This is a genomic window from Stenotrophomonas sp. 8(2023), assembly GCF_030345295.1.
Classification (GTDB): domain Bacteria; phylum Pseudomonadota; class Gammaproteobacteria; order Xanthomonadales; family Xanthomonadaceae; genus Stenotrophomonas; species Stenotrophomonas muris.
This window is the reverse complement of the sequence record NZ_CP128404.1, coordinates 3134433-3152559: the sequence shown is the minus strand read 5'-3', so window position 1 is coordinate 3152559 and position 18127 is coordinate 3134433. Positions and strand designations below refer to the sequence as shown.

The window sequence follows — 18127 nt, the reverse complement described above, 5'->3', positions numbered from 1 at the left end:
TCAGCGCAGCTTCGCCAGGGCCTGGCCCAGCTGTACCGGGCTTTCGGCGCCCAACTGCGGGGCGAATTCGGCCACGCCCGGCGGCAGCAGCACGATCACGGTCGAGCCGTAGTTGAAGCGTGCCATCTCGGCGAAACGCTCCAGCCTGATGCCCTGGCCGCGGTAGTCCTTGCGGGTGATGCGGTCGCCGTAGTGCGGAATCTCCTCGCCGCTCCACACGGTTTCCACGCCGGACACCAGCAGTGCACCGACCATCACGCTGACCATCGGGCCGAAGCTGGTATCGAAATGGCAGACCAGGCGTTCGTTGCGTGCGAACAGGCGCGGTACGCCGTTGACGGCCGCCGGGCCGACACTGAACAGGCGCCCCGGCACGTGCACGGTTTCACGCAGGGTGCCGGTCCAGGGCATGTGCACGCGGTGGTAGTCGCGCGGGGACAGGTACACGGTGGCGTACAGGCCGTCGTTGTACGGCTTGGCATCCTCGGCGCCGCCCAGCAGTTCGGCGGCGGTGAACGACTGGCCCTTGGCCTGGAAAATGCGGCCGGCCTCGATCCTGCCGAGCTGGCTGATGCGGCCGTCGGCCGGCATCACCAGGCTGCGCGGATCGGCATCGGCCACGCGTGCGCCCGGCTTCAGCGCACGGGTGAAGAACTGGTTGAAGGTCGCATAGCTGCGCGGGTCCGGGTTGGCCGCTTCGTCCAGGTTGACGTTGAACTTGCGGGTGACCGTGTCGATCAGCCAGCGCGACACGCGCGGATCGTCCGAGTACGCCAGCGAACGCGCCATCGAGGACAGCAGGCGGTGGGGCAGGGCATACGTCAGGGCGGTGGTGAGGCTCATGGGGCGGTTTTCTCGGTCAGCTTCTGCAGGTCGCGGGCGATCGCCGGCGCGTTGAACGGGGGGCGTACCAGGCCGGCGAGGCGGCCCTGCGGGTCGAGCACGGCCAGGCTGGCCGAATGCTCGACCGTGTAATCCTCGGGGTTCTCGTCGAAATGCTTGCCCGGCACCTTCTGGAACACGAAGCCCAACGAGGTGGCGAAGCGCTCCAGCGAGGGAACGTCAGCGGTGGCGGCCAGGGTGTCCTTGTGGAAGCCGTGCACGTACTCGCCCAGCCGGGTGGCGCTGTCGCGGTCGGGGTCGACCGAGATGAACAGCACGCGTGGGCGCAGGCTGTCGGGCAGGGCTTCCCACTGGTTCTGCGCGCCGGCCAGCGCGGCCAGCGTGGTCGGGCAGACGTCCGGGCAGAAGGTGAAGCCCAGGAACACCAGGGTCCAGTGGCCCTTCAGTTCGCCCGGGATCAGGCGGGTGCCGTCGGACTGGGCCAGGTTGAAGTCAGGCAGTTCGCGCGGCTGCGGGTACAGCGTGATCGCTTCGGTGGCCGGGGCATTGGCCGGCGGCTTCGGCGCGAACACCTGCTGGGCGGCCAGCAGGCCGAGACCCGCCGCCAGGGCGATCAGCAGGATGATGCCGGCGTTGCGATTGAACATGGGGGCTCCCGCGCGAAGTGGCCCCCATCATACCGGCTGTGGCCCGAATCGTTTCCGCCGCAACGGATGCCGCCACGGGCGCCAGCCCCTATAATCGGGGGCCACTTTGCCCGCAGTACCGCCATGACCGCTGAAACGGCCGCCGAACTCCACACGATCATCGATCTGATCCGCTACGGCACCAGCCGTTTCAACGAAGCCGGGCTGACCTTCGGGCACAGCTACGATAACGCGCTGGACGAGGCCACCCAGCTGGTGCTGCACAGCCTGCACCTGCCGCACGACCTCGGCCCGGCCTACGGCCAGGCGCGCCTGCTGCAGGCCGAAAAGCTGCGCGTGCTTGAGCTGTTCCAGCGCCGCATCGATGAACGCATCCCGGCCGCCTACCTGACCGGTGAGGCCTGGTTTGCAGGATTGAGCTTCAAGAGCGACAAGCGCGCCCTGGTACCGCGCTCGCCGATCGCCGAACTGATCGAATGCGGCTTCGAGCCGTGGCTGGCCGGCCGCGACGTGTACCGTGCACTGGATCTGTGCACCGGTTCGGGCTGCATCGCCATCGCCATGGGCCACTACTACCCGAACTGGCAGGTGGACGGCGTCGACCTGAGCGACGATGCACTGTCGCTGGCCGAAGAAAACAAGGAGCGCCTGCAGGCGCACAACGTCACCCTGATCAAGTCGGACCTGTTCAACGGCCTGTCCGGCCGCCACTACGACCTGATCGTCACCAATCCGCCATACGTCACCAACGACGAGACCGATGCCCTGCCGCAGGAATACTCCTACGAGCCGGAGATGGGCCTGCGTGCCGGCGACGACGGCCTGGACCTGGTGCTGAAGATCCTGCGCGATGCCCCGCTGCACCTGAGCGAGGACGGCCTGCTGATCTGTGAAGTGGGCGAGTCCGAGCAGCATCTGGTCAAGCTGCTGCCGGAAGTCGATTTCGCCTGGATCGAATTCAAGGTCGGCCAGATGGGTATCTTCGCGGTTGAATGCCGCGAGCTGATCGCCCACAGCGCACGCATCACCGAACTGGCGGCGCAGCGCCCGTGAGCTCCAATTCGTTCGGCAAGCTGTTCACCGTCACCACGTTCGGCGAGTCGCACGGGCCGGCCATCGGCTGCGTGATCGATGGCTGCCCGCCGGGGCTGGCGCTGGACGCGGCCGAATTCGCCCACGACCTGCAGCGCCGCGCCACCGGCAAGAGCCGGCATACTTCGGCGCGGCGCGAGGCCGACGAGGTCGAGATCCTGTCCGGCGTGTACGAGGGCCTGACCACCGGCACCCCGATCGCGCTGCTGATCCGCAACACCGACCAGCGCAGCAAGGATTACGCCAACATCGGCCAGCAGTTCCGGCCGGGCCATGCCGACTACAGCTACTGGCACAAGTACGGCATCCGCGACCCGCGCGGTGGCGGCCGTTCCTCGGCACGCGAGACCACCATGCGCGTGGCCGCTGGCGTGGTCGCCAAGAAGTGGCTGGCCGAGCGCTTCGGCGTCACCGTGCGTGGCTACCTGTCGCAGCTGGGCGACATCACCCCGGCCGGTTTCGACTGGTCGGCGGTGGAAGACAACCCGTTCTTCTGGCCGCACGCTGCACAGGTGCCCGAACTGGAGGCGTACATGGACGCGCTGCGCAAGTCCGGAGATTCGGTCGGCGCGCGCGTGGACGTGGTCGCCGACAATGTGCCGCCGGGCTGGGGTGAGCCGATCTACGGCAAACTCGACGGTGAACTGGCTGCCGCGCTGATGAGCATCAACGCGGTGAAGGGCGTGGAGATCGGCGACGGTTTCGCCAGCGCCGCGCAGAAGGGCACCGAACACCGCGACCTGCTGACCCCGCAGGGCTTCGCCAGCAATCACGCGGGTGGCATCCTCGGTGGCATTTCCACCGGCCAGCCGGTGGTCGCCTCGATCGCGTTGAAGCCGACCTCCAGCCTGCGCCTGCCGGGCCCGTCGCTGGATACGTCCGGCAACGTGGTCGAGGTGGTCACCACCGGCCGCCACGACCCCTGCGTCGGCATCCGCGCCACCCCGATCGCCGAGGCGATGGTAGCGATGGTGCTGATGGACCAGGCGCTGCGCCACCGCGCGCAGTGCGGCGATGTGGGCACGATCACCCCGCGCATTCCCGGGCAGATCGATGGCTGACACGCGGCCGACCGTGTGGGTGAGCCAGCCGCTGATCGACGCGGCCATCGCGCCGCTGCGCGATCGCGTGCAGCTGCGCAGCACCGACACCGTCACCGCCTGGGCGCCGGACCAGATCGCCGGACAACTGGCCAGCGCCGACGGCGCGATCATCACGCTCAACGAGCGCATCGGTGCGGCCCAGGTGGCCGGCGCCGCGCAGCTGCAGGTGATCGCCAATGTCGGGGTGGGCTACAACAACCTGGACGTCGACGCGCTCAGCGCGGCCGGCATCCTGGCCAGCAACACACCGGACGTCCTGACCGAAACCACCGCCGATCTCGGTTTCGCCCTGCTGATGGCCACCGCGCGCCGCATCACCGAGTCCGAGCGCTGGCTGCGCGAAGGGCAGTGGCAGCAGTGGTCGTTCCAGACCATGCTCGGTGCCGATATCCATGGCAGCACGCTGGGCATCCTTGGCATGGGCCGCATCGGCCAGGGCATCGCCCGTCGCGGCGCGCACGGTTTCGGCATGAAGGTGCTGTACCACAACCGGTCGCAGCTGCCGGCGGCGACCGAGGCGGAAGTGGGCGCGACCTATGTGGACCTGGATACGCTGCTGGCACAGTCCGACCACCTGCTGCTGGTGCTGCCGTACACGCCGGCCTCGCATCATCTGATCGATGCCGCCGCACTGGCGAAGATGAAGCCGTCGGCGACGCTGGTGAATATCGCCCGCGGTGGCCTGGTCGATGAGATCGCGCTGGCCGATGCGCTGGCCAACGGTCGCCTGGCTGCGGCGGGTCTGGATGTGTACGAAGGCGAGCCAACGGTACGCCCGGAACTGCTGGCGCTGCGCAACGTCGTGCTCACTCCGCATATCGGCAGCGCCTCGCTGGCCACGCGCACGGCGATGGTACAGCTGGCCGTGGATAATCTGCTTGCCGGGCTCGGCCTGGACGGCGGCCCGTCGCGGATGCCGAGCGCGATCAACGCTGACGCGGCGATGGCCGCGCGCGTGACGCTGGGCAAAAAAACCGGGAAACGATAGGGAACCTCCGCGCGCCCCGCTTGAGGAGGTTCCCCGAACCCAGCTGTCGTGCGTGTTTTTCCCCATTCCCGTTTTCGTGAGAGTTCCCCCATGAGCAATGCACAGCGCAGTTTCCACGTCGCCGTCGTCGGTGCCACCGGCGCCGTCGGCGAGACCATGTTGTCGATCCTGGCCGAGCGTGATTTCCCGGTCGGTACCCTGAGCGTCCTGGCCTCCGAGCGTTCGGCCGGTGGCGAGATCGAGTTCAACGGCCAGAAGGTCACGGTCCAGGACCTGGCCACCTTCGATCCGGCCGGCGTCGAGATCGCGCTGTTCTCGGCCGGTGGCAGCGTGTCCAAGGAATACGCACCGAAGTTCGCCGCCGCAGGTGCGGTGGTGATCGACAACTCCTCGGCCTTCCGTTACGACGATGACGTGCCGCTGGTGGTGTCCGAAGTCAACCCGGAACAGGTCGCCAACCGTCCGCGCGGCATCATCGCCAATCCGAACTGCTCGACCATGCAGATGCTGGTGGCGCTGGCGCCGCTGCACCGCAAGTACGGCATCGAGCGCATCAACGTCTCCACCTACCAGTCGGTGTCCGGCGGTGGTCGTTCGGCCACCGAGGAGCTGGGCAAGCAGACCGGCCAGCTGCTGAGCTTCCAGGAGATCGATCCGCAGCGCTTCCCGGTGCAGATCGCCTTCAACCTGATCCCGCACATCGACGACTTCCAGGACAACGGCTTCACCAAGGAAGAAATGAAGCTGATCTGGGAGACCCGCAAGATCCTCGGCGACGACAGCATCCTGGTGAACCCGACCGCAGTGCGCGTGCCGGTGTTCTACGGCCATTCCGAGTCGGTGGCGATCGAAACCCGCGACAAGGTCACCGTGGCCGAAGCACGTGCGCTGCTGGAGCAGTCGCCGGGCATCGAAGTGGTGGACCGTCACGAGGCCGGTGGCTACCCGACCCCGGTCACCCACGCCTCGGGCACCGACGCGGTGTACGTCGGCCGCATCCGTGAGGACCTGTCGCACCCGCGCGGCCTGAACCTGTGGATCGTATCGGACAACGTGCGCAAGGGCGCCGCCCTGAATGCCGTGCAGCTGGCCGAGCTGGTCGCCGCCGAGCAGCGCTGATCACAGCGGTTGCCTCACCGGTAGTGCCGGCCGCTGGCCGGCATTGCCGTGATGGCACGTGCGTGTCTGCCGGCCAGCGGCCGGCACTACCGAAGGTCCCTATCGGTGGGTGCGGACCGCGGTCCGCACGCTTTATAGTGTCGCCATGAATAAACGGGCCAGGGGCGCAAAGCGCCCCCTCCTCTATCTTTCCACCGCGCTGCTGGCCCTGGCCAGCAGTTCGGCGCTTGCCCTGGGCTTGGGCGACATCCGTGTCCTGTCCAAGCCGGGCCAGCCCCTGCTGGCCGAAATCCCGGTGGTCTCGGCCGATCCGTCCGAGCTGGAGAACCTGCGTGTCGCGTTGGCCTCACCGGTCACCTTCGAGCGCGTCGGCCTGCAGCGGCCGACCGGGCTGGTCGGCGAACTGCAGTTCGAACTGACCCGCAATGCGCAGGGCAGGGCAGTGGTGCGGGTGACCTCGCAGACGCCGGTCGAGACCCCGTCGCTGAGCTTCCTGATCGAGGCGGACTGGGGCCAGGGCCGCCTGGTGCGCGAGTACTCGGCGCTGGTCGATGCACCGTCCAGCGCACTGGCCGTGGCCGAGCCGGAAATCGTTGCACCCGCAGGTACGCTCTCCAACACCATCGCCCGTGAGGCCGCCCCGGCGCCCGCCGCCGCGGAGAGCGTGAGCGCGCCTGCGCCGTCCACCGCCACCACGCCGGCACCCGCACCGGCTCGCCCGCGTGCAGTGGCTGCACCCGCTGCCGCACCGGCAGCCGATGGCAGCGTTACCGTCCAGCGTGGGCAGACCTTGTCGCAGATCGCCAGCGTGGTGGCCCGCGGCAACCAGGTCAGCCGCGACCGCGCAATGATTGCGCTGCTGCGGGCCAACCCGGAGGCCTTCATCCGTGGCAACGTCAACCTGCTCAGGCAGGGCGCCGTGCTGCGCATGCCCGGCAGCGATGCACTGGCGGCGGTCGATGCCGCCGAGGCCGCCGCGCTGGTGCGCGAGCATGCCGCACAGTGGCGTCAGGCGCGCACCGTGCCGCAACCGGCGGGTACTGTCGCCCCGGTCGCCACGGCGGGAACCACGAAGGCTTCTTCCCCGGCTGCGGCCACTGGGGCACGACTTGAAATCGCTCCGGCGCTGGCCTCCGACGCCGCGCACGCGGGCACAACCACCGGCACTGCAGCCGGCAGCGAGGGTGACATGCTGGGCAACGAACAACTGCGCCAGGCACGCGAGGACATCGCGACCCGCGATGCCGAGATCGGCGAGCTGAAGCAGCGGGTGGCCGACCTGGAAAAACTCAAGGAACAGCAGCAGTCGCTGATCGCGATGAAGGACAACGACCTGGCCGCGGCGCAGCAGCGCCTGGCGCAGGCACCGGATGCCCGCGATGCGGCAACGCCGTGGTACTGGCTGGGTCTGCCGGTGCTGTTGCTGGCGGCCGGCGCGGCCTGGCTGCTGCGTCGTCGCAAGCCGTCGCCACTGCCGCCGCTGCGCGAGGAAGGCGACGCCGCCGGCCTGGCCGCTGCGGTACCGGCCGGCGCGGCGCTGGATACGCTGGCCGAGCAGTCTTCGTGGTCGACGGCGGTGTCCGACAGTGGCCGCCAGGAACCGGCGATGCCTGCCTGGGCGACCGAAGCCGAGGTGCAGGATGACGTGGCTGCCGAAGCGGTCGCCGACGTCGCCGCCCAGACTGACTGGCAGGCGCAGACGCTGCGCGATGACGAAGTAGTGGAGCTGCCCGGGGCCGTGACCGACCTGCCGCGCTGGGACGAGCCGGTGGCCATGCAGGACACCCCCGTGCAGGATGAGCCGCCCGCGCAGGCGGTCCCTGACGAGATCGCAGTACCGGACTACGCGCTGCACGCCGAACAGCAGCCGCAGTTCCGCGGCGTGTTCGACCTGCCGGCCGAGCATCATGACGGCGGGGATTCGAGCGCGGCGCCGCACGACGCGCTGGCCGCGGCCGCGCATGAAGACGGTACTGCCGCGCCGGCCAGCGATGCCGGCTGGGCGCCGCGCGCCGGGCAGGAACGCCTGGAACTGGCCATCGCCTACCTCGACCTGGGCGATGCGCAGACCGCACGGACGTTGCTGCTGGAAGTGGCCGAGGGCGGCGACCTGCACTGCCAGGCCCAGGCTCGCGAATTGCTGGCCCGGCTGCCGTGACCGAACCCGCCGACAAGGACCGTGCCATGAGCCGCGAGCGCCGTATCGACTACGTTGAATTCGCCTCCAGTGACCCGGCCGACAGCCGCGCCTTCTTCGAAAAGGTGTTCGGGTGGTCGTTCGTCGACTATGGCAGCGATTACACCGCCTTCGACGATGGCCGCCTGCAGGGCGGCTTCTTCCGCGGCCAGCCGCAACGGGCCAGTGACAGCGGCGCGCCGCTGCTGGTGCTGTATGCCGACCAGCTGGCGCCCATCGAGGCGGCGGTGCGCGACGCTGGCGGTGAGATCGTACGGCCGGTGTTTTCTTTCCCCGGTGGCAGCCGCTTCCAGTTCGTCGAGCCCGGTGGCAACGAACTGGCGGTCTGGTCCGAACGCGATCCGGCCTGAGCGCCGCCCCTCCCGCAACATCGAGGTAGCACATGCGTTACGCGCTTGGCGTCGAGTACGACGGCAGCGATTTCAGGGGCTGGCAGAACCTCGGCGAGGGTGGTCCCAGCGTGCAGGCCAGCCTTGAGCAGGCCCTGTCGTCGGTGGCCGATGCGCCGCTGCAGGTGGTCTGTGCCGGTCGCACCGATGCCGGCGTGCACGGCCAGTGCCAGGTCGTGCATTTCGACACCGACGTGGTGCGCGATCCGCGCGCCTGGATGCTGGGCACCACCACCCGCCTGCCGCGCTCGATCGCGGTGCGCTGGTGCGTGCCCGTGGCCGATGATTTCCACGCCCGCTTCTCGGCGCGGGCACGCCGTTACCGTTACCGCCTGCTCAACCGCGAAGTGCGGCCGGCGCTGCAGCGGCAGACCCTCAGCTGGGAGCGCCGTGCGCTGGACGCGGGCCTGATGCATGCCGCCGGCCAGGCCCTGCTAGGCGAGAACGACTTCAGCGCGTTCCGCTCGGTGCAGTGCCAGGCGCTGCATGCACGGCGTGAACTGCAGTCACTGCAGGTCAGCCGCCAGGGCGAGGTGATCGAGGTCGCCGTGCAGGGCAATGCATTCCTTCATCACATGGTCCGCAATATCGTCGGATCGCTGATCCTGGTGGGCAGTGGCGAGAAGCCGGTGGAATGGATCGCCGAACTGCTGGCCGGGCGCGATCGCACCGTAGCCGGTCCCACCGCACCGCCGCAGGGCCTGGTGTTCCTTGGGCCCCTGTACCCCGACAACTGGCATCTGCCCGCCGAGGTCACGCTATGAGCCGCTCCTACTACCGCACGCGCATCAAGTTCTGTGGCATGACCCGGGCCGGCGACGTCCGCCTGGCCGGTGAGCTGGGCGTGGACGCGGTGGGTTTCATCTTCGCCCGTGAAAGCAGCCGCCGGGTCGCTCCAGCCGAGGCACGCGCGATGCGCCAGGCGATCGCGCCCATGGTCGACGTGGTGGCGTTGTTCCGCAACAACAGCAAGGAAGAAGTGCGCGAGGTGCTGCGCACGGTACGACCGACCCTGCTGCAGTTCCACGGCGAGGAAGACGAGAGCTTCTGCCGCAGCTTCAACATGCCGTACCTGAAGGCGATTGCCATGGGCGGCCGTGAAGAGATCAACGCCCGCACCCTGCAGCTGCGCTATCCCAGCGCCGCCGGCTTCCTGTTCGACAGCCACGCGCCGGGCGGCGGTGGCGGCACCGGCGTGGCCTTTGACTGGGGCCGGATCCCGACCGGCCTGCATCGCCCGTTCCTGCTGGCCGGCGGCCTGAACCCGGAAAACGTCTACGACGCGGTGCTGGGTACCCTGCCGTGGGGCGTGGATGTCTCCAGTGGCATCGAACTGGAGCCGGGCATCAAGGACGGCTACAAGATGCGCACCTTCGTCGAGGAAGTGCGCCGCGCCGATTGCACGGTTCTCGAGTGATTGGCGTCATTATTTGCCGTGATTTGGACCTGGATTTGAGCCTGCACGCATTCTTCACATAGGATGGTCCCAAGCGCGCCTGCCATGAGGGCTGGCGCGGGGATCGACGGGACGCGCGCGGCGCGCCCCGAACGGGCGGCCGCCGCCCACAGCCTAGGAAGGCAAGCGATGCAGGAGTTTCTCACCGTCGTACTCGGTTACCCGACGCTGCCGTACAGCATTCTGCTGTTGGTGTCGGTGATGTATTGGGCGGTTGCGGCGTTCGGCCTGGTCGATGACGGTTTTGGCAATCTCGGCGCCGATGGCGCGCTCGAGGCGGGGACCGACCTCAGTGGCCTGTCAGCCATGCTGGCGCGCTGGGGCCTGGGTGGCGTCCCGATCATGGTGGTGGTCACCCTGCTGAGCCTGTTCGGCTGGCTCATCACCTATTTCATCCATCTGTTCGTACTGCTGCCGCTGCCGGACCTGCTGCGCTGGGGCCTGGGTACGCTCGTGGCGGTGCTGGCACCGCTGCCAGCGGTACCGCTCATCGCGCTGATCCTGCGCCCGGTCCGGCGCTTCCTGCTGCGCCTGCGGCCTGTGCCGCAGGCATCGCTGCTCGGCCGGGCCGGCGTGGTCGCGTCGCCGAAGGTGGACGCACGCAGCGGTCATGCCACGGTCGATGATGGCGGCGCCGGGCTGGTGCTGCAGATCCGCAGCGACATCGAACTGCAGCGTGGCGAGCGCATCGTGCTGGTCGAGCACATGGCCGAACAACACTATTACCGGGTGGTCCGCGCCGATGCGATCGCCCTCGATTTCCAGGACAACCTGCTTCCGGGCAACAAGGAGACTCATCAATGACGTTGGCATCCCTCTTACCGTTCCTGGCCGTCGCCGGCGGCCTGCTCGTCCTGCTGCTGGGCGTGGCCGGGCTGTTCAAGGCCTTCTACCGCAAGGTCGACCAGGGCGTGGCCCTGATCGTCAACGACATGAGCTCCACGCCCAAGGTGCACTTCACCGGTGCGCTGATCATCCCGGTGCTGTACCGCGCCGAGCTGATGCGGATCAGCCTGATCACCCTGCAGATCGACCGCCGTGGCAAGGAAGGCCTGATCTGCCGCGACAACATGCGTGCCGACATCGCCGTGGCCTTCTACCTGCGGGTGAACGAGACCCAGGCCGACGTGCTGCGCGTGGCCAAGGCCATCGGTGCCGACCGTGCGTCGGACAAGCATGCCGTCGATGAGCTGTTCAACGCCAAGTTCTCCGAAGCGTTGAAGACGGTCGGCAAGAAGTTCGACTTCACCGAACTGTTCGAGAAGCGCCAGGAGTTCCGCGACGAGATCATCGCGGTGATCGGCAACGACCTCAACGGCTATGTGCTGGAAGACGTGGCGATCGATTACCTGGAGCAGACCCCGAAGGCGCTGCTGGACCAGTTCAACATCCTTGACGCGCAGGGTATCCGCAAGATCACCGAGCTGACCGCCGCGCAGAACGTGGTGACCAACGAGCTGGAGCAGAACGAGAAGCTCGCCATCACCAAGAAGAACGTGGAAGCGCGTGAAGCGCTGCTGGCGCTGGAACGCCAGCAGGCCGAAGCCGAAGCACGCCAGAAGCGCGAGATCGAGACCATCCGCGCGCGCGAGGAGGCCGAGACCGCCAAGGTGCAGGAAGAGCAGCGCCAGCTGTCCGAGAACGCCCGCATCGAAGCACAGCAGCTGATCGAGATCCGCGACCAGAACCGCCTGCGCGAAGTGGAAGTGGCCGAGCAGAACCGCCAGCGCGCCGTGGCCATCGAGGCCGAGCGCGTCGAGCGCGCACGCCAGCTTGAGCAGGTCACCACCGACCGCGAAGTGCAGCTGCAGGGCGTGGAGCGCGACAAGGTGGTCGAGCAGGGCAAGATGGACGTGGCCAACATCACCCGCGAACGCATCTCCATCGACAAGACCGTGGCGCAGGAGGAAGAGCGCATCAAGGAAGTGCGCGAGGTCTCCGAGGCCGACCGCCAGAAGCAGGTGCTGATCCTGGAAGCCGAGGCCAAGGCACAGGAATCGCTGGTGCGCGAGGTAAAGGAAGCGCAGGCACGCGAGACCGCTTCCAAGCACCGCGCAGTGGAACTGACCACGCTGGCCCAGGCCGAACACGAAGCAGCCGGCAAGCAGGCCGAAGCCAAGCGCCTGCTGGCCGACGCGCTGCGCGCCGAGCAGGCCGCACCGGGCCTGGCCGAAGCGCAGGTGCGTGAAGCTTCGGCACTGGCCATCGAGAAGGTCGGCATCGCCGAGGCCCGCGTGATCGAAGCCAAGGCCGAAGCCAGCCTGAAGCAGGGCAGCAACGAAGCCCGCGTGCTGGCCGAGACCCTGCAGGCGCAGGCGCAGGGTGAGGAGAAGATGGGCCTGGCCCGTGCCACCGCCACCGAATCGCTGGGCAACGCCGAAGCCGGCGTGGTGCAGAAGAAGCTGCTGGCCGAGGCCGAAGGCCTGGTGCGCAAGTTCGAAGCGATCGCTTCGCTGAGCGACCAGGCACGTGGCCACGAAGAGTTCCGCATGATGCTGGACAACAGCCTGAAGCAGGCGCTGGCCTCGATCGAAGCCGGCAAGGAAGTCTCGCGCGAGAATGCCAACGTCATCGCCAGCGCGCTGCGCAACGCCGATATCGATCTGGTCGGTGGCGACGGCGGCATGTTCGAGAACCTGGTCAAGGCGGTGTCGCTGGGCAAGTCGATCGAAGGCTTTGCCGGCAAGAGCCCGATCGTGCAGGAGCTGATGCAGCGCTACCTGGGCGTGGCCGTGGCCGAACCGGCGCCGCGCCAGATCGCCGAGGATGCCGAAGCGGTGCCGACCGTGTCGGCCACCGTGGTCGACAGCGCCCGTTGATGCATCGGGCGATGGCTGCTGCGGCCATCGCCCGCCCGCGCCGGCCGCAACCGCGGCCGTCCGCCCGTGAGCCGGAAGCCTGCTGATGTCTGATACCCATCCGTCCGCCGAATCCACTGCACCGGAGGCCGGCGGCACTACCGTCGACCAGGCCGTTGCCCAGGGCGGTGCCTATGAAGTCCTGCGCCGCCGCCTGGCCGAGCAGGGCCAGCGCCTGCAGGGCCTGGCCGAAACGCTCAACCGCCAGCGCCTGGCCGAGTTCGGCGACAGCCGCCTGGAGGTAGTCGGGCGCTTCCGCATCCGCAGCGAAAACAACTGCGTCGGCCGTGACATCGTGCAGGTCGGGCCGGACCGCCTGCTGTTCGGCTACAACGTGTTCATCGGGCTGAAGACCCAGACCCGCATCGAGGACGTGTTCGGCCTGTACCGGCTGGTGCAGGGCAGCGACGGCTACGACGTGGCGGCGCTGGAGCTGAAGGGCAGCTTCCTCGACCAGCCCGGCTTCGTGCACGACTTCAACGAACTGTACGCCTACTACAAGCACGCGCGCCTGCTGCAGCTGATCGTGGTGGGCGACAAGCTGCTGGCGTCGTTCCAGATCGGTGAGCGCAGCAGCGACGTGCGCGTGTTCCGCTGGGCGCTGTCGCGCGATGGCGAACTGACCTATCTGGATGCGCGCGGTGAGCGCGATATCGCACTGCCGCCGCCGTTCGACTTCGAATGGACCCGGGCGACCCGCGACCTGGCGGTCAATGGCCGCCATTCGCACCTGAACATCCTCGATACCCTGTTCGTGGAGACCACCGGCGGCGACCTCACGATCAAGGTCGAGAACAACACCGAAACCGGGCAGGGCATCTACAGCGAACCGGTGGAGGACAGCACGCAGTCGCTGGACGACGCCCAGTTCGAGTTCGCCCGGGTCGGCTCGCTGGTGCTGCTGAAAGTGCTGCCGTACCGCGAGACGGAGTGGCGCGGGCTGATCTACAACACGCTGACCGGCGGCATCGTGCGCAACGATGCGATCGTGCAGGCCTGCGTGCAGCTGCCCGAAGACCACGGCGTGATCTTCCCGGGTGGCTATTACCTGCAGGGCGGCGAGCACAAGGCGTTCGACGCCTCGATGGCCGGCATGCAGTTCAAGCGCAGCATCCGTTCGCCCAACGGCGAGGACGTGCTGTACATCTTCTACGAGCGCGAAGGCGGGCGCTCGGCGCTGTTCGTCTACAACACCATCCAGCGCGTGCTGCAGAACCCGGTGTTCGGCCATGGCTACGCCTTGATGCAGGACGGGCGCATGGTGCTGTTCCATGCCGAAGGCAGCGAACCGACCCGCATCCATCCGATGCAGGTCTGGCAGACCCCGTTCAGCAGTGACGAGTTTGCTGCAAGCCGGCCACCCGGCAACACCTTCATGGGCCGCATCGGCAATGCCGAACTGGTGCGGGGCATCTCCAACCTGTTCAACTTGGCGCGCGAGATCGATGGCCAGGACGTGTCGGTGCAGCGCTACCAGCGCCTGGTGGCCGACACCCGGCGCCTGTTCGATGCCCACCACTGGTTGGGCGACGCGGCCTGCGATGGCGCCGAGGCGCTGCTGCGGCAGATCAGCGCCACCGGCGAATCGGTGCTGGACGAGTACGAGAAGGTGCAGTCGATCCGCCAGCAGTCGGCGCAGGCGATGGTCGAGGCAGAGGCCGCGCACAAGGCGCTGCTGGGCCGGCTGCAGCCGCAGAACTGGAACGAGGTGCAGGCCTTCGTCGAGGCCCTCAATGCGATCACCGCATTGCGTGGACGGCTGCTGACCATCCGCGAGCTGCGTTACATCGACACCGCGCGCATCGAGACGATGACGGCCGAGCTGGTGGAGGCGCAGGATCGTGTCGGCGCCGCCACGGGTGACTTCCTCGCCGGCGATGCCGCGCTGGTGCCGCTGACCACGCGCCTGCAGGCGCTGGATGAAGCTGCGCAGCAGGCGCAGAGTGCCCGCCAGCTGGATGAGCAGCTGGAGGGGCTGCGCGGGATGGCGGCCGATCTGGATATGCTGTCTGAACTGATGGCCGGCCTGAAGGTGGACGATGCCACCGCCCGCACCCGCGTGGTCGAGTCCATTTCGGTGCTGTACGGCCGCCTCAACCAGGCCCGCGCGCGTGCCGATCAGCGCCGCAGGTCGCTCGGCTCAGCCGAGGCCGTGGCGCAGTTCGCCGCGCAGTTCGCGCTGTTCTCGCAGTCGATCACCAGCGCGCTGGCGCTGGCCACGGACCCGGAGCGTGCCGACGAGCAGCTGTCGCGCCTGCTGGTGCAGCTGGAGGAGCTGGAGAGCCAGTTCGGCGAACACGAGCAGTTCCTCGGCGACATCCTGAGCAAGCGCGAAGAGCTGGTTGAAGCCTTCGAAACGCACAAGCAGGCGCTGCTGGATGACCGCCAGCGCAAGGCACGTTCGGTGCTGGATGCGGCCAGCCGCATCCTCGATGGCCTGGCCAAGCGCACCGAGCGCTTCGCCACCGCCGATGAGCTCAATGCGTTCTTTGCCGGCGATCCGCTGATCCTCAAGCTGCGTGAGCTGGCCGAACGCCTGCGCGCGTTGCATGACAACGTCAAGGCCGACGACATCGAAGCGCGCCTGAAGGGCGTGCGTGACCAGGCGGTGCGCCAGCTGCGTGACCGCAGTGATCTGTACGAGGCGGGCGGCAACGTGGTGCGGCTGGGGCCGCGCCATCGCTTCAGCGTCAACACCCAGGCGCTGGACCTGACCCTGCTGCCGCGTGGTGACACGCTGGCGATCCATCTGACCGGCACCGACTTCCTGGAGACCCTGCACGATCCGGAGCTGGATGCGCTGAAGCCGTTCTGGCCGGTCACCCTGGACTCCGAATCACCTGCACTGTATCGCGGCGAGTATCTTGCCGGCAGCCTGTTGATGGCCGCGCAGGAGGGGAGCGACGGGCTTGACCTGGCCACGCTGCAGCACGACGTCGCCACGCCCGAAGCACTGGACCAGCGCGTGCGTGCGTTTGCCGCACCGCGCTACTGCGAAGGCTACGAGCGCGGCATCCATGACCATGATGCCGCGCTGATCCTGCGTGCGTTGCTGCCCTTGCAGCAGGCGGCCGGCAGCCTGCGGCATGCACCGCGGGTGCGTGCGCTGGCGGTGCTGTTCTGGGCTGCCGAGCAGCGGCGCGAAGCGGTGGCGCAATGGCCGGCCCGCCAGATGGGTGCTGAAGCGCTGGCACGCCTGCTGGGGTCCGACGAAGGGCGCCTGGCGTTGCGTGCGGAGATGGCCGAGGCACTGCTGGCGTATGCGCAATCCCACGCGTTGCCGTTCGATGCCGATGCCGCAGAGGCCGCGGCCGCTTATCTGGGCGAGGAACTGGCGGCCGGCGAACCGGTGTTCAGCAGCAGCCGCCATGCGGTAGCGCTGCTGGAGGCACTGGCTCGGCAGCTGGAACAGGCCGGGCAACGCGAGGCGGTCGAACGCGCCCTGCAGCGCAGCCAGGATCCGCTGGCCACGCGCTGGGCGCTGGCCGGTCAGTGGCTGCGGGCGCTGGCGCGGATGCCGGCGCATGCCCCGCATGCCGGCTACGTCGACGAGGCTGCAGCACTGCTGCTGGTGCAGCGCCAGCTGCGTACCCGTGCCAGCGACGCCGCGCTGCAGGCGGAGGTCAGTGGCCTGCTGGGTGAACACGCCCGCATCAGCAACGGCACGCTGGTGGTATCGCTGGATGATTTCCTGGCGCGCCTGAAGCAGCACCTGCGTCATTTCGTGCCAGCGTTCCATGCCTACCAGGCGCTGCGCCAGGGCATCATCGGCCGCGAGCGCGAGACCCTGCGGCTTTCCGAGTTCAAGGCGCGGCCGCTGTCCTCGTTCGTACGCAACAAGCTGATCAATGATGTCTACCTGGGCGTGATCGGTGACAACCTGGCCAAGCAGATGGGCACGGTCGGCGAGAACAAGCGCAGCGACCTGATGGGCCTGCTGATGATGATTTCGCCGCCCGGCTACGGCAAGACCACGCTGATGGAATACGTGGCGCACCGCCTGGGCCTGGTCTTCATGAAGATCAACGGCCCGGCGCTGGGTCACGAGGTGCGGTCGCTGGACCCGGCCCAGGCACCGGACGCGACCTCGCGGCAGGAGCTGGAGAAGCTCAACCTGGCGCTGGAAATGGGCAACAACACCATGCTGTATGTGGACGACATCCAGCACACCCATCCGGAGTTCCTGCAGAAGTTCATCTCGCTGTGCGATGGCACCCGCCGTATCGAAGGTGTGTGGCGCGGTCGCACCCGCACCTACGACATGCGCGGCAAGAAATTCTGCGTGGTGATGGCCGGCAACCCGTATACCGAGTCCGGCGAGGTGTTCAAGATTCCGGACATGCTGGCCAACCGTGCCGACATCTACAACCTGGGTGATGTGCTCGGTGGCATGGAGGCGGCCTTTACCCTCAGCTACATCGAGAACAGCCTGACTTCCAACCCGGTGCTGGCGCCGCTGGCTACGCGCGACATGGCTGACCTGTACACGCTGGTCGACCGGGCGATGGGCAAGGAGGTCTCGACCAACGGCCTGAGCCACGCCTACAGCAGCGCGGAGATCAACGAAATCACCGCCACCCTGCAGCGCATGCTGCGCGTGCGCGACGTGGTCTACCGCGTCAACCAGCAGTACATCGCCAGTGCCGCGCAGGACGACCGCTACCGCACCGAGCCGCCGTTCCGGCTGCAGGGTAGCTACCGCAACATGAACAAGCTGGCCGAGAAGATCTCGCCGGTGATGAACGAGGACGAGCTGCAGCAGTTGATCTCCGACCACTACCTGGGCGAGGCACAGCTGCTGACCACCGGCGCCGAAGAAAACCTGTTGAAGCTGGCCGAGCTGCGCGGCGTGCTGGACGACACGCAGGCGCAACGCTGGACGCAGATCAAGCGCGACTTCCTGCGCAACAAGGCCATGGGGGCCGACGACAGCGACGTCGGCGGGCGCGTGGTCGCGCAGCTGGCCGACATCGCCACCGCCCTGCAGCTTCCGCCGCCGGCGCCGGAAGCGATTGCCGTTGCCGACCCGGCACCGTGGCCGGCGTTGCTGGAGGCCCTGCATCGTCTTTCTGAAACACGTCCGGCCGCCGCGCCGGTGCCGGTCGCGGCAGCCGCCAGTGTGCCGACGACGGTCCTGGCCGACGACCTGCAGGCTGGCCTGGCACCGTTGGTGGAACTGTTGGCGGCATCGCAGGCGCAGCAGGCACAGGTGTCGCAGACCCTGGCCGCGTTCGCCGGCTGGGCGCGGCAGCAGGTCGAGCGTGGGGTGCCGAACAGTGCGGTGGCGCAGCGTGCGCGTGTGCGCCGTGCCACGACGCCGGAGGAGCGCGCGCTGGATGAGGCGCTGATGCGTCACTTCTACGGCGAGTCGTTGCCGCCGGACGACGGTGAGGAGATTCCAGCGACGACACCGAAGCCGCCGCCGCTGCCGTGAC

13 protein-coding genes are annotated in these 18127 nt (G+C 68.0%); 11 read left to right on the top strand and 2 right to left on the bottom strand.

Annotated elements, in window-relative coordinates; all coding sequences use genetic code 11:
• Together asd and QP609_RS14820 are read right to left on the bottom strand one after the other, a co-directional pair.
• The gene (asd, locus tag QP609_RS14825) at nt 1–843 is read right to left on the bottom strand and encodes an archaetidylserine decarboxylase (RefSeq protein WP_169411778.1); all 843 of its coding nucleotides are present in this window, start codon (nt 841–843) and stop codon (nt 1–3) included.
• The gene (locus QP609_RS14820; RefSeq protein WP_014647895.1) at nt 840–1490 is read right to left on the bottom strand and encodes an SCO family protein; all 651 of its coding nucleotides are present in this window, start codon (nt 1488–1490) and stop codon (nt 840–842) included. Before QP609_RS14820 ends, asd begins: the two co-directional genes overlap by 4 nt.
• Before the next feature lie 123 nt (nt 1491–1613).
• On the opposite strand from QP609_RS14820, the gene prmB reads away from it, so the two are divergent.
• From prmB to QP609_RS14765, 11 genes are all read left to right on the top strand, one after another.
• Nucleotides 1614–2543, top strand: coding sequence for a 50S ribosomal protein L3 N(5)-glutamine methyltransferase (gene prmB, locus QP609_RS14815; RefSeq protein WP_014647894.1), 930 nt, complete (start codon nt 1614–1616; stop codon nt 2541–2543).
• Nucleotides 2540–3643 carry a chorismate synthase gene (aroC, locus tag QP609_RS14810; RefSeq protein ID WP_014647893.1) on the top strand — a complete coding sequence of 368 codons (1104 nt, stop codon included), beginning with the start codon at nt 2540–2542 and terminating at the stop codon, nt 3641–3643. Before prmB ends, aroC begins: the two co-directional genes overlap by 4 nt.
• Nucleotides 3636–4673, top strand: a complete 1038-nt coding sequence (locus QP609_RS14805; protein WP_197621854.1) for a D-glycerate dehydrogenase — start codon at nt 3636–3638, stop codon at nt 4671–4673. The genes aroC and QP609_RS14805 overlap by 8 nt, the downstream gene beginning before the upstream one ends.
• Nucleotides 4674–4763: 90 nt before the next feature.
• Entirely contained in the window at nt 4764–5792 is a 1029-nt protein-coding gene (locus QP609_RS14800; protein WP_014647891.1) for an aspartate-semialdehyde dehydrogenase, read from the top strand.
• Nucleotides 5793–5937: 145 nt separating this feature from the next.
• On the top strand, nt 5938–7950 hold the full coding sequence (locus QP609_RS14795) for a FimV/HubP family polar landmark protein (RefSeq protein ID WP_046431834.1): 2013 nt from the start codon (nt 5938–5940) through the stop codon (nt 7948–7950).
• Nucleotides 7951–7976: 26 nt separating this feature from the next.
• Nucleotides 7977–8339, top strand: coding sequence for a VOC family protein (locus tag QP609_RS14790; RefSeq protein WP_014647889.1), 363 nt, complete (start codon nt 7977–7979; stop codon nt 8337–8339).
• Between the two features lie 32 nt (nt 8340–8371).
• Nucleotides 8372–9142, top strand: a complete 771-nt coding sequence (gene truA / locus QP609_RS14785) for a tRNA pseudouridine(38-40) synthase TruA (RefSeq protein WP_014647888.1) — start codon at nt 8372–8374, stop codon at nt 9140–9142.
• Nucleotides 9139–9795, top strand: a complete 657-nt coding sequence (locus QP609_RS14780; RefSeq protein WP_014647887.1) for a phosphoribosylanthranilate isomerase — start codon at nt 9139–9141, stop codon at nt 9793–9795. The genes truA and QP609_RS14780 overlap by 4 nt, the downstream gene beginning before the upstream one ends.
• Before the next feature lie 168 nt (nt 9796–9963).
• Entirely contained in the window at nt 9964–10638 is a 675-nt protein-coding gene (locus QP609_RS14775; protein WP_014647886.1) for a hypothetical protein, read from the top strand.
• The gene (locus tag QP609_RS14770) at nt 10635–12653 is read left to right on the top strand and encodes a hypothetical protein (RefSeq protein WP_014647885.1); all 2019 of its coding nucleotides are present in this window, start codon (nt 10635–10637) and stop codon (nt 12651–12653) included. Before QP609_RS14775 ends, QP609_RS14770 begins: the two co-directional genes overlap by 4 nt.
• Before the next feature lie 85 nt (nt 12654–12738).
• Nucleotides 12739–18126: a DNA repair ATPase gene (locus QP609_RS14765; protein WP_197621711.1), complete on the top strand. Its 5388-nt coding sequence runs from the start codon at nt 12739–12741 to the stop codon at nt 18124–18126.
• Nucleotide 18127 lies beyond the last annotated feature (1 nt).

Bases quoted from the DNA above. Each gene is read 5' to 3' on its own strand.
- asd (WP_169411778.1), bottom strand. From the start codon at position 843: ATGAGCCTCACCACCGCCCTGACGTATGCCCTGCCCCACCGCCTGCTG.
- QP609_RS14820 (WP_014647895.1), bottom strand. From the start codon at position 1,490: ATGTTCAATCGCAACGCCGGCATCATCCTGCTGATCGCCCTGGCGGCG.
- prmB (WP_014647894.1), top strand. From the start codon at position 1,614: ATGACCGCTGAAACGGCCGCCGAACTCCACACGATCATCGATCTGATC.
- QP609_RS14805 (WP_197621854.1), top strand. From the start codon at position 3,636: ATGGCTGACACGCGGCCGACCGTGTGGGTGAGCCAGCCGCTGATCGAC.
- QP609_RS14800 (WP_014647891.1), top strand. From the start codon at position 4,764: ATGAGCAATGCACAGCGCAGTTTCCACGTCGCCGTCGTCGGTGCCACC.
- QP609_RS14795 (WP_046431834.1), top strand. From the start codon at position 5,938: ATGAATAAACGGGCCAGGGGCGCAAAGCGCCCCCTCCTCTATCTTTCC.
- QP609_RS14790 (WP_014647889.1), top strand. From the start codon at position 7,977: ATGAGCCGCGAGCGCCGTATCGACTACGTTGAATTCGCCTCCAGTGAC.
- truA (WP_014647888.1), top strand. From the start codon at position 8,372: ATGCGTTACGCGCTTGGCGTCGAGTACGACGGCAGCGATTTCAGGGGC.
- QP609_RS14780 (WP_014647887.1), top strand. From the start codon at position 9,139: ATGAGCCGCTCCTACTACCGCACGCGCATCAAGTTCTGTGGCATGACC.
- QP609_RS14775 (WP_014647886.1), top strand. From the start codon at position 9,964: ATGCAGGAGTTTCTCACCGTCGTACTCGGTTACCCGACGCTGCCGTAC.
- QP609_RS14770 (WP_014647885.1), top strand. From the start codon at position 10,635: ATGACGTTGGCATCCCTCTTACCGTTCCTGGCCGTCGCCGGCGGCCTG.
- QP609_RS14765 (WP_197621711.1), top strand. From the start codon at position 12,739: ATGTCTGATACCCATCCGTCCGCCGAATCCACTGCACCGGAGGCCGGC.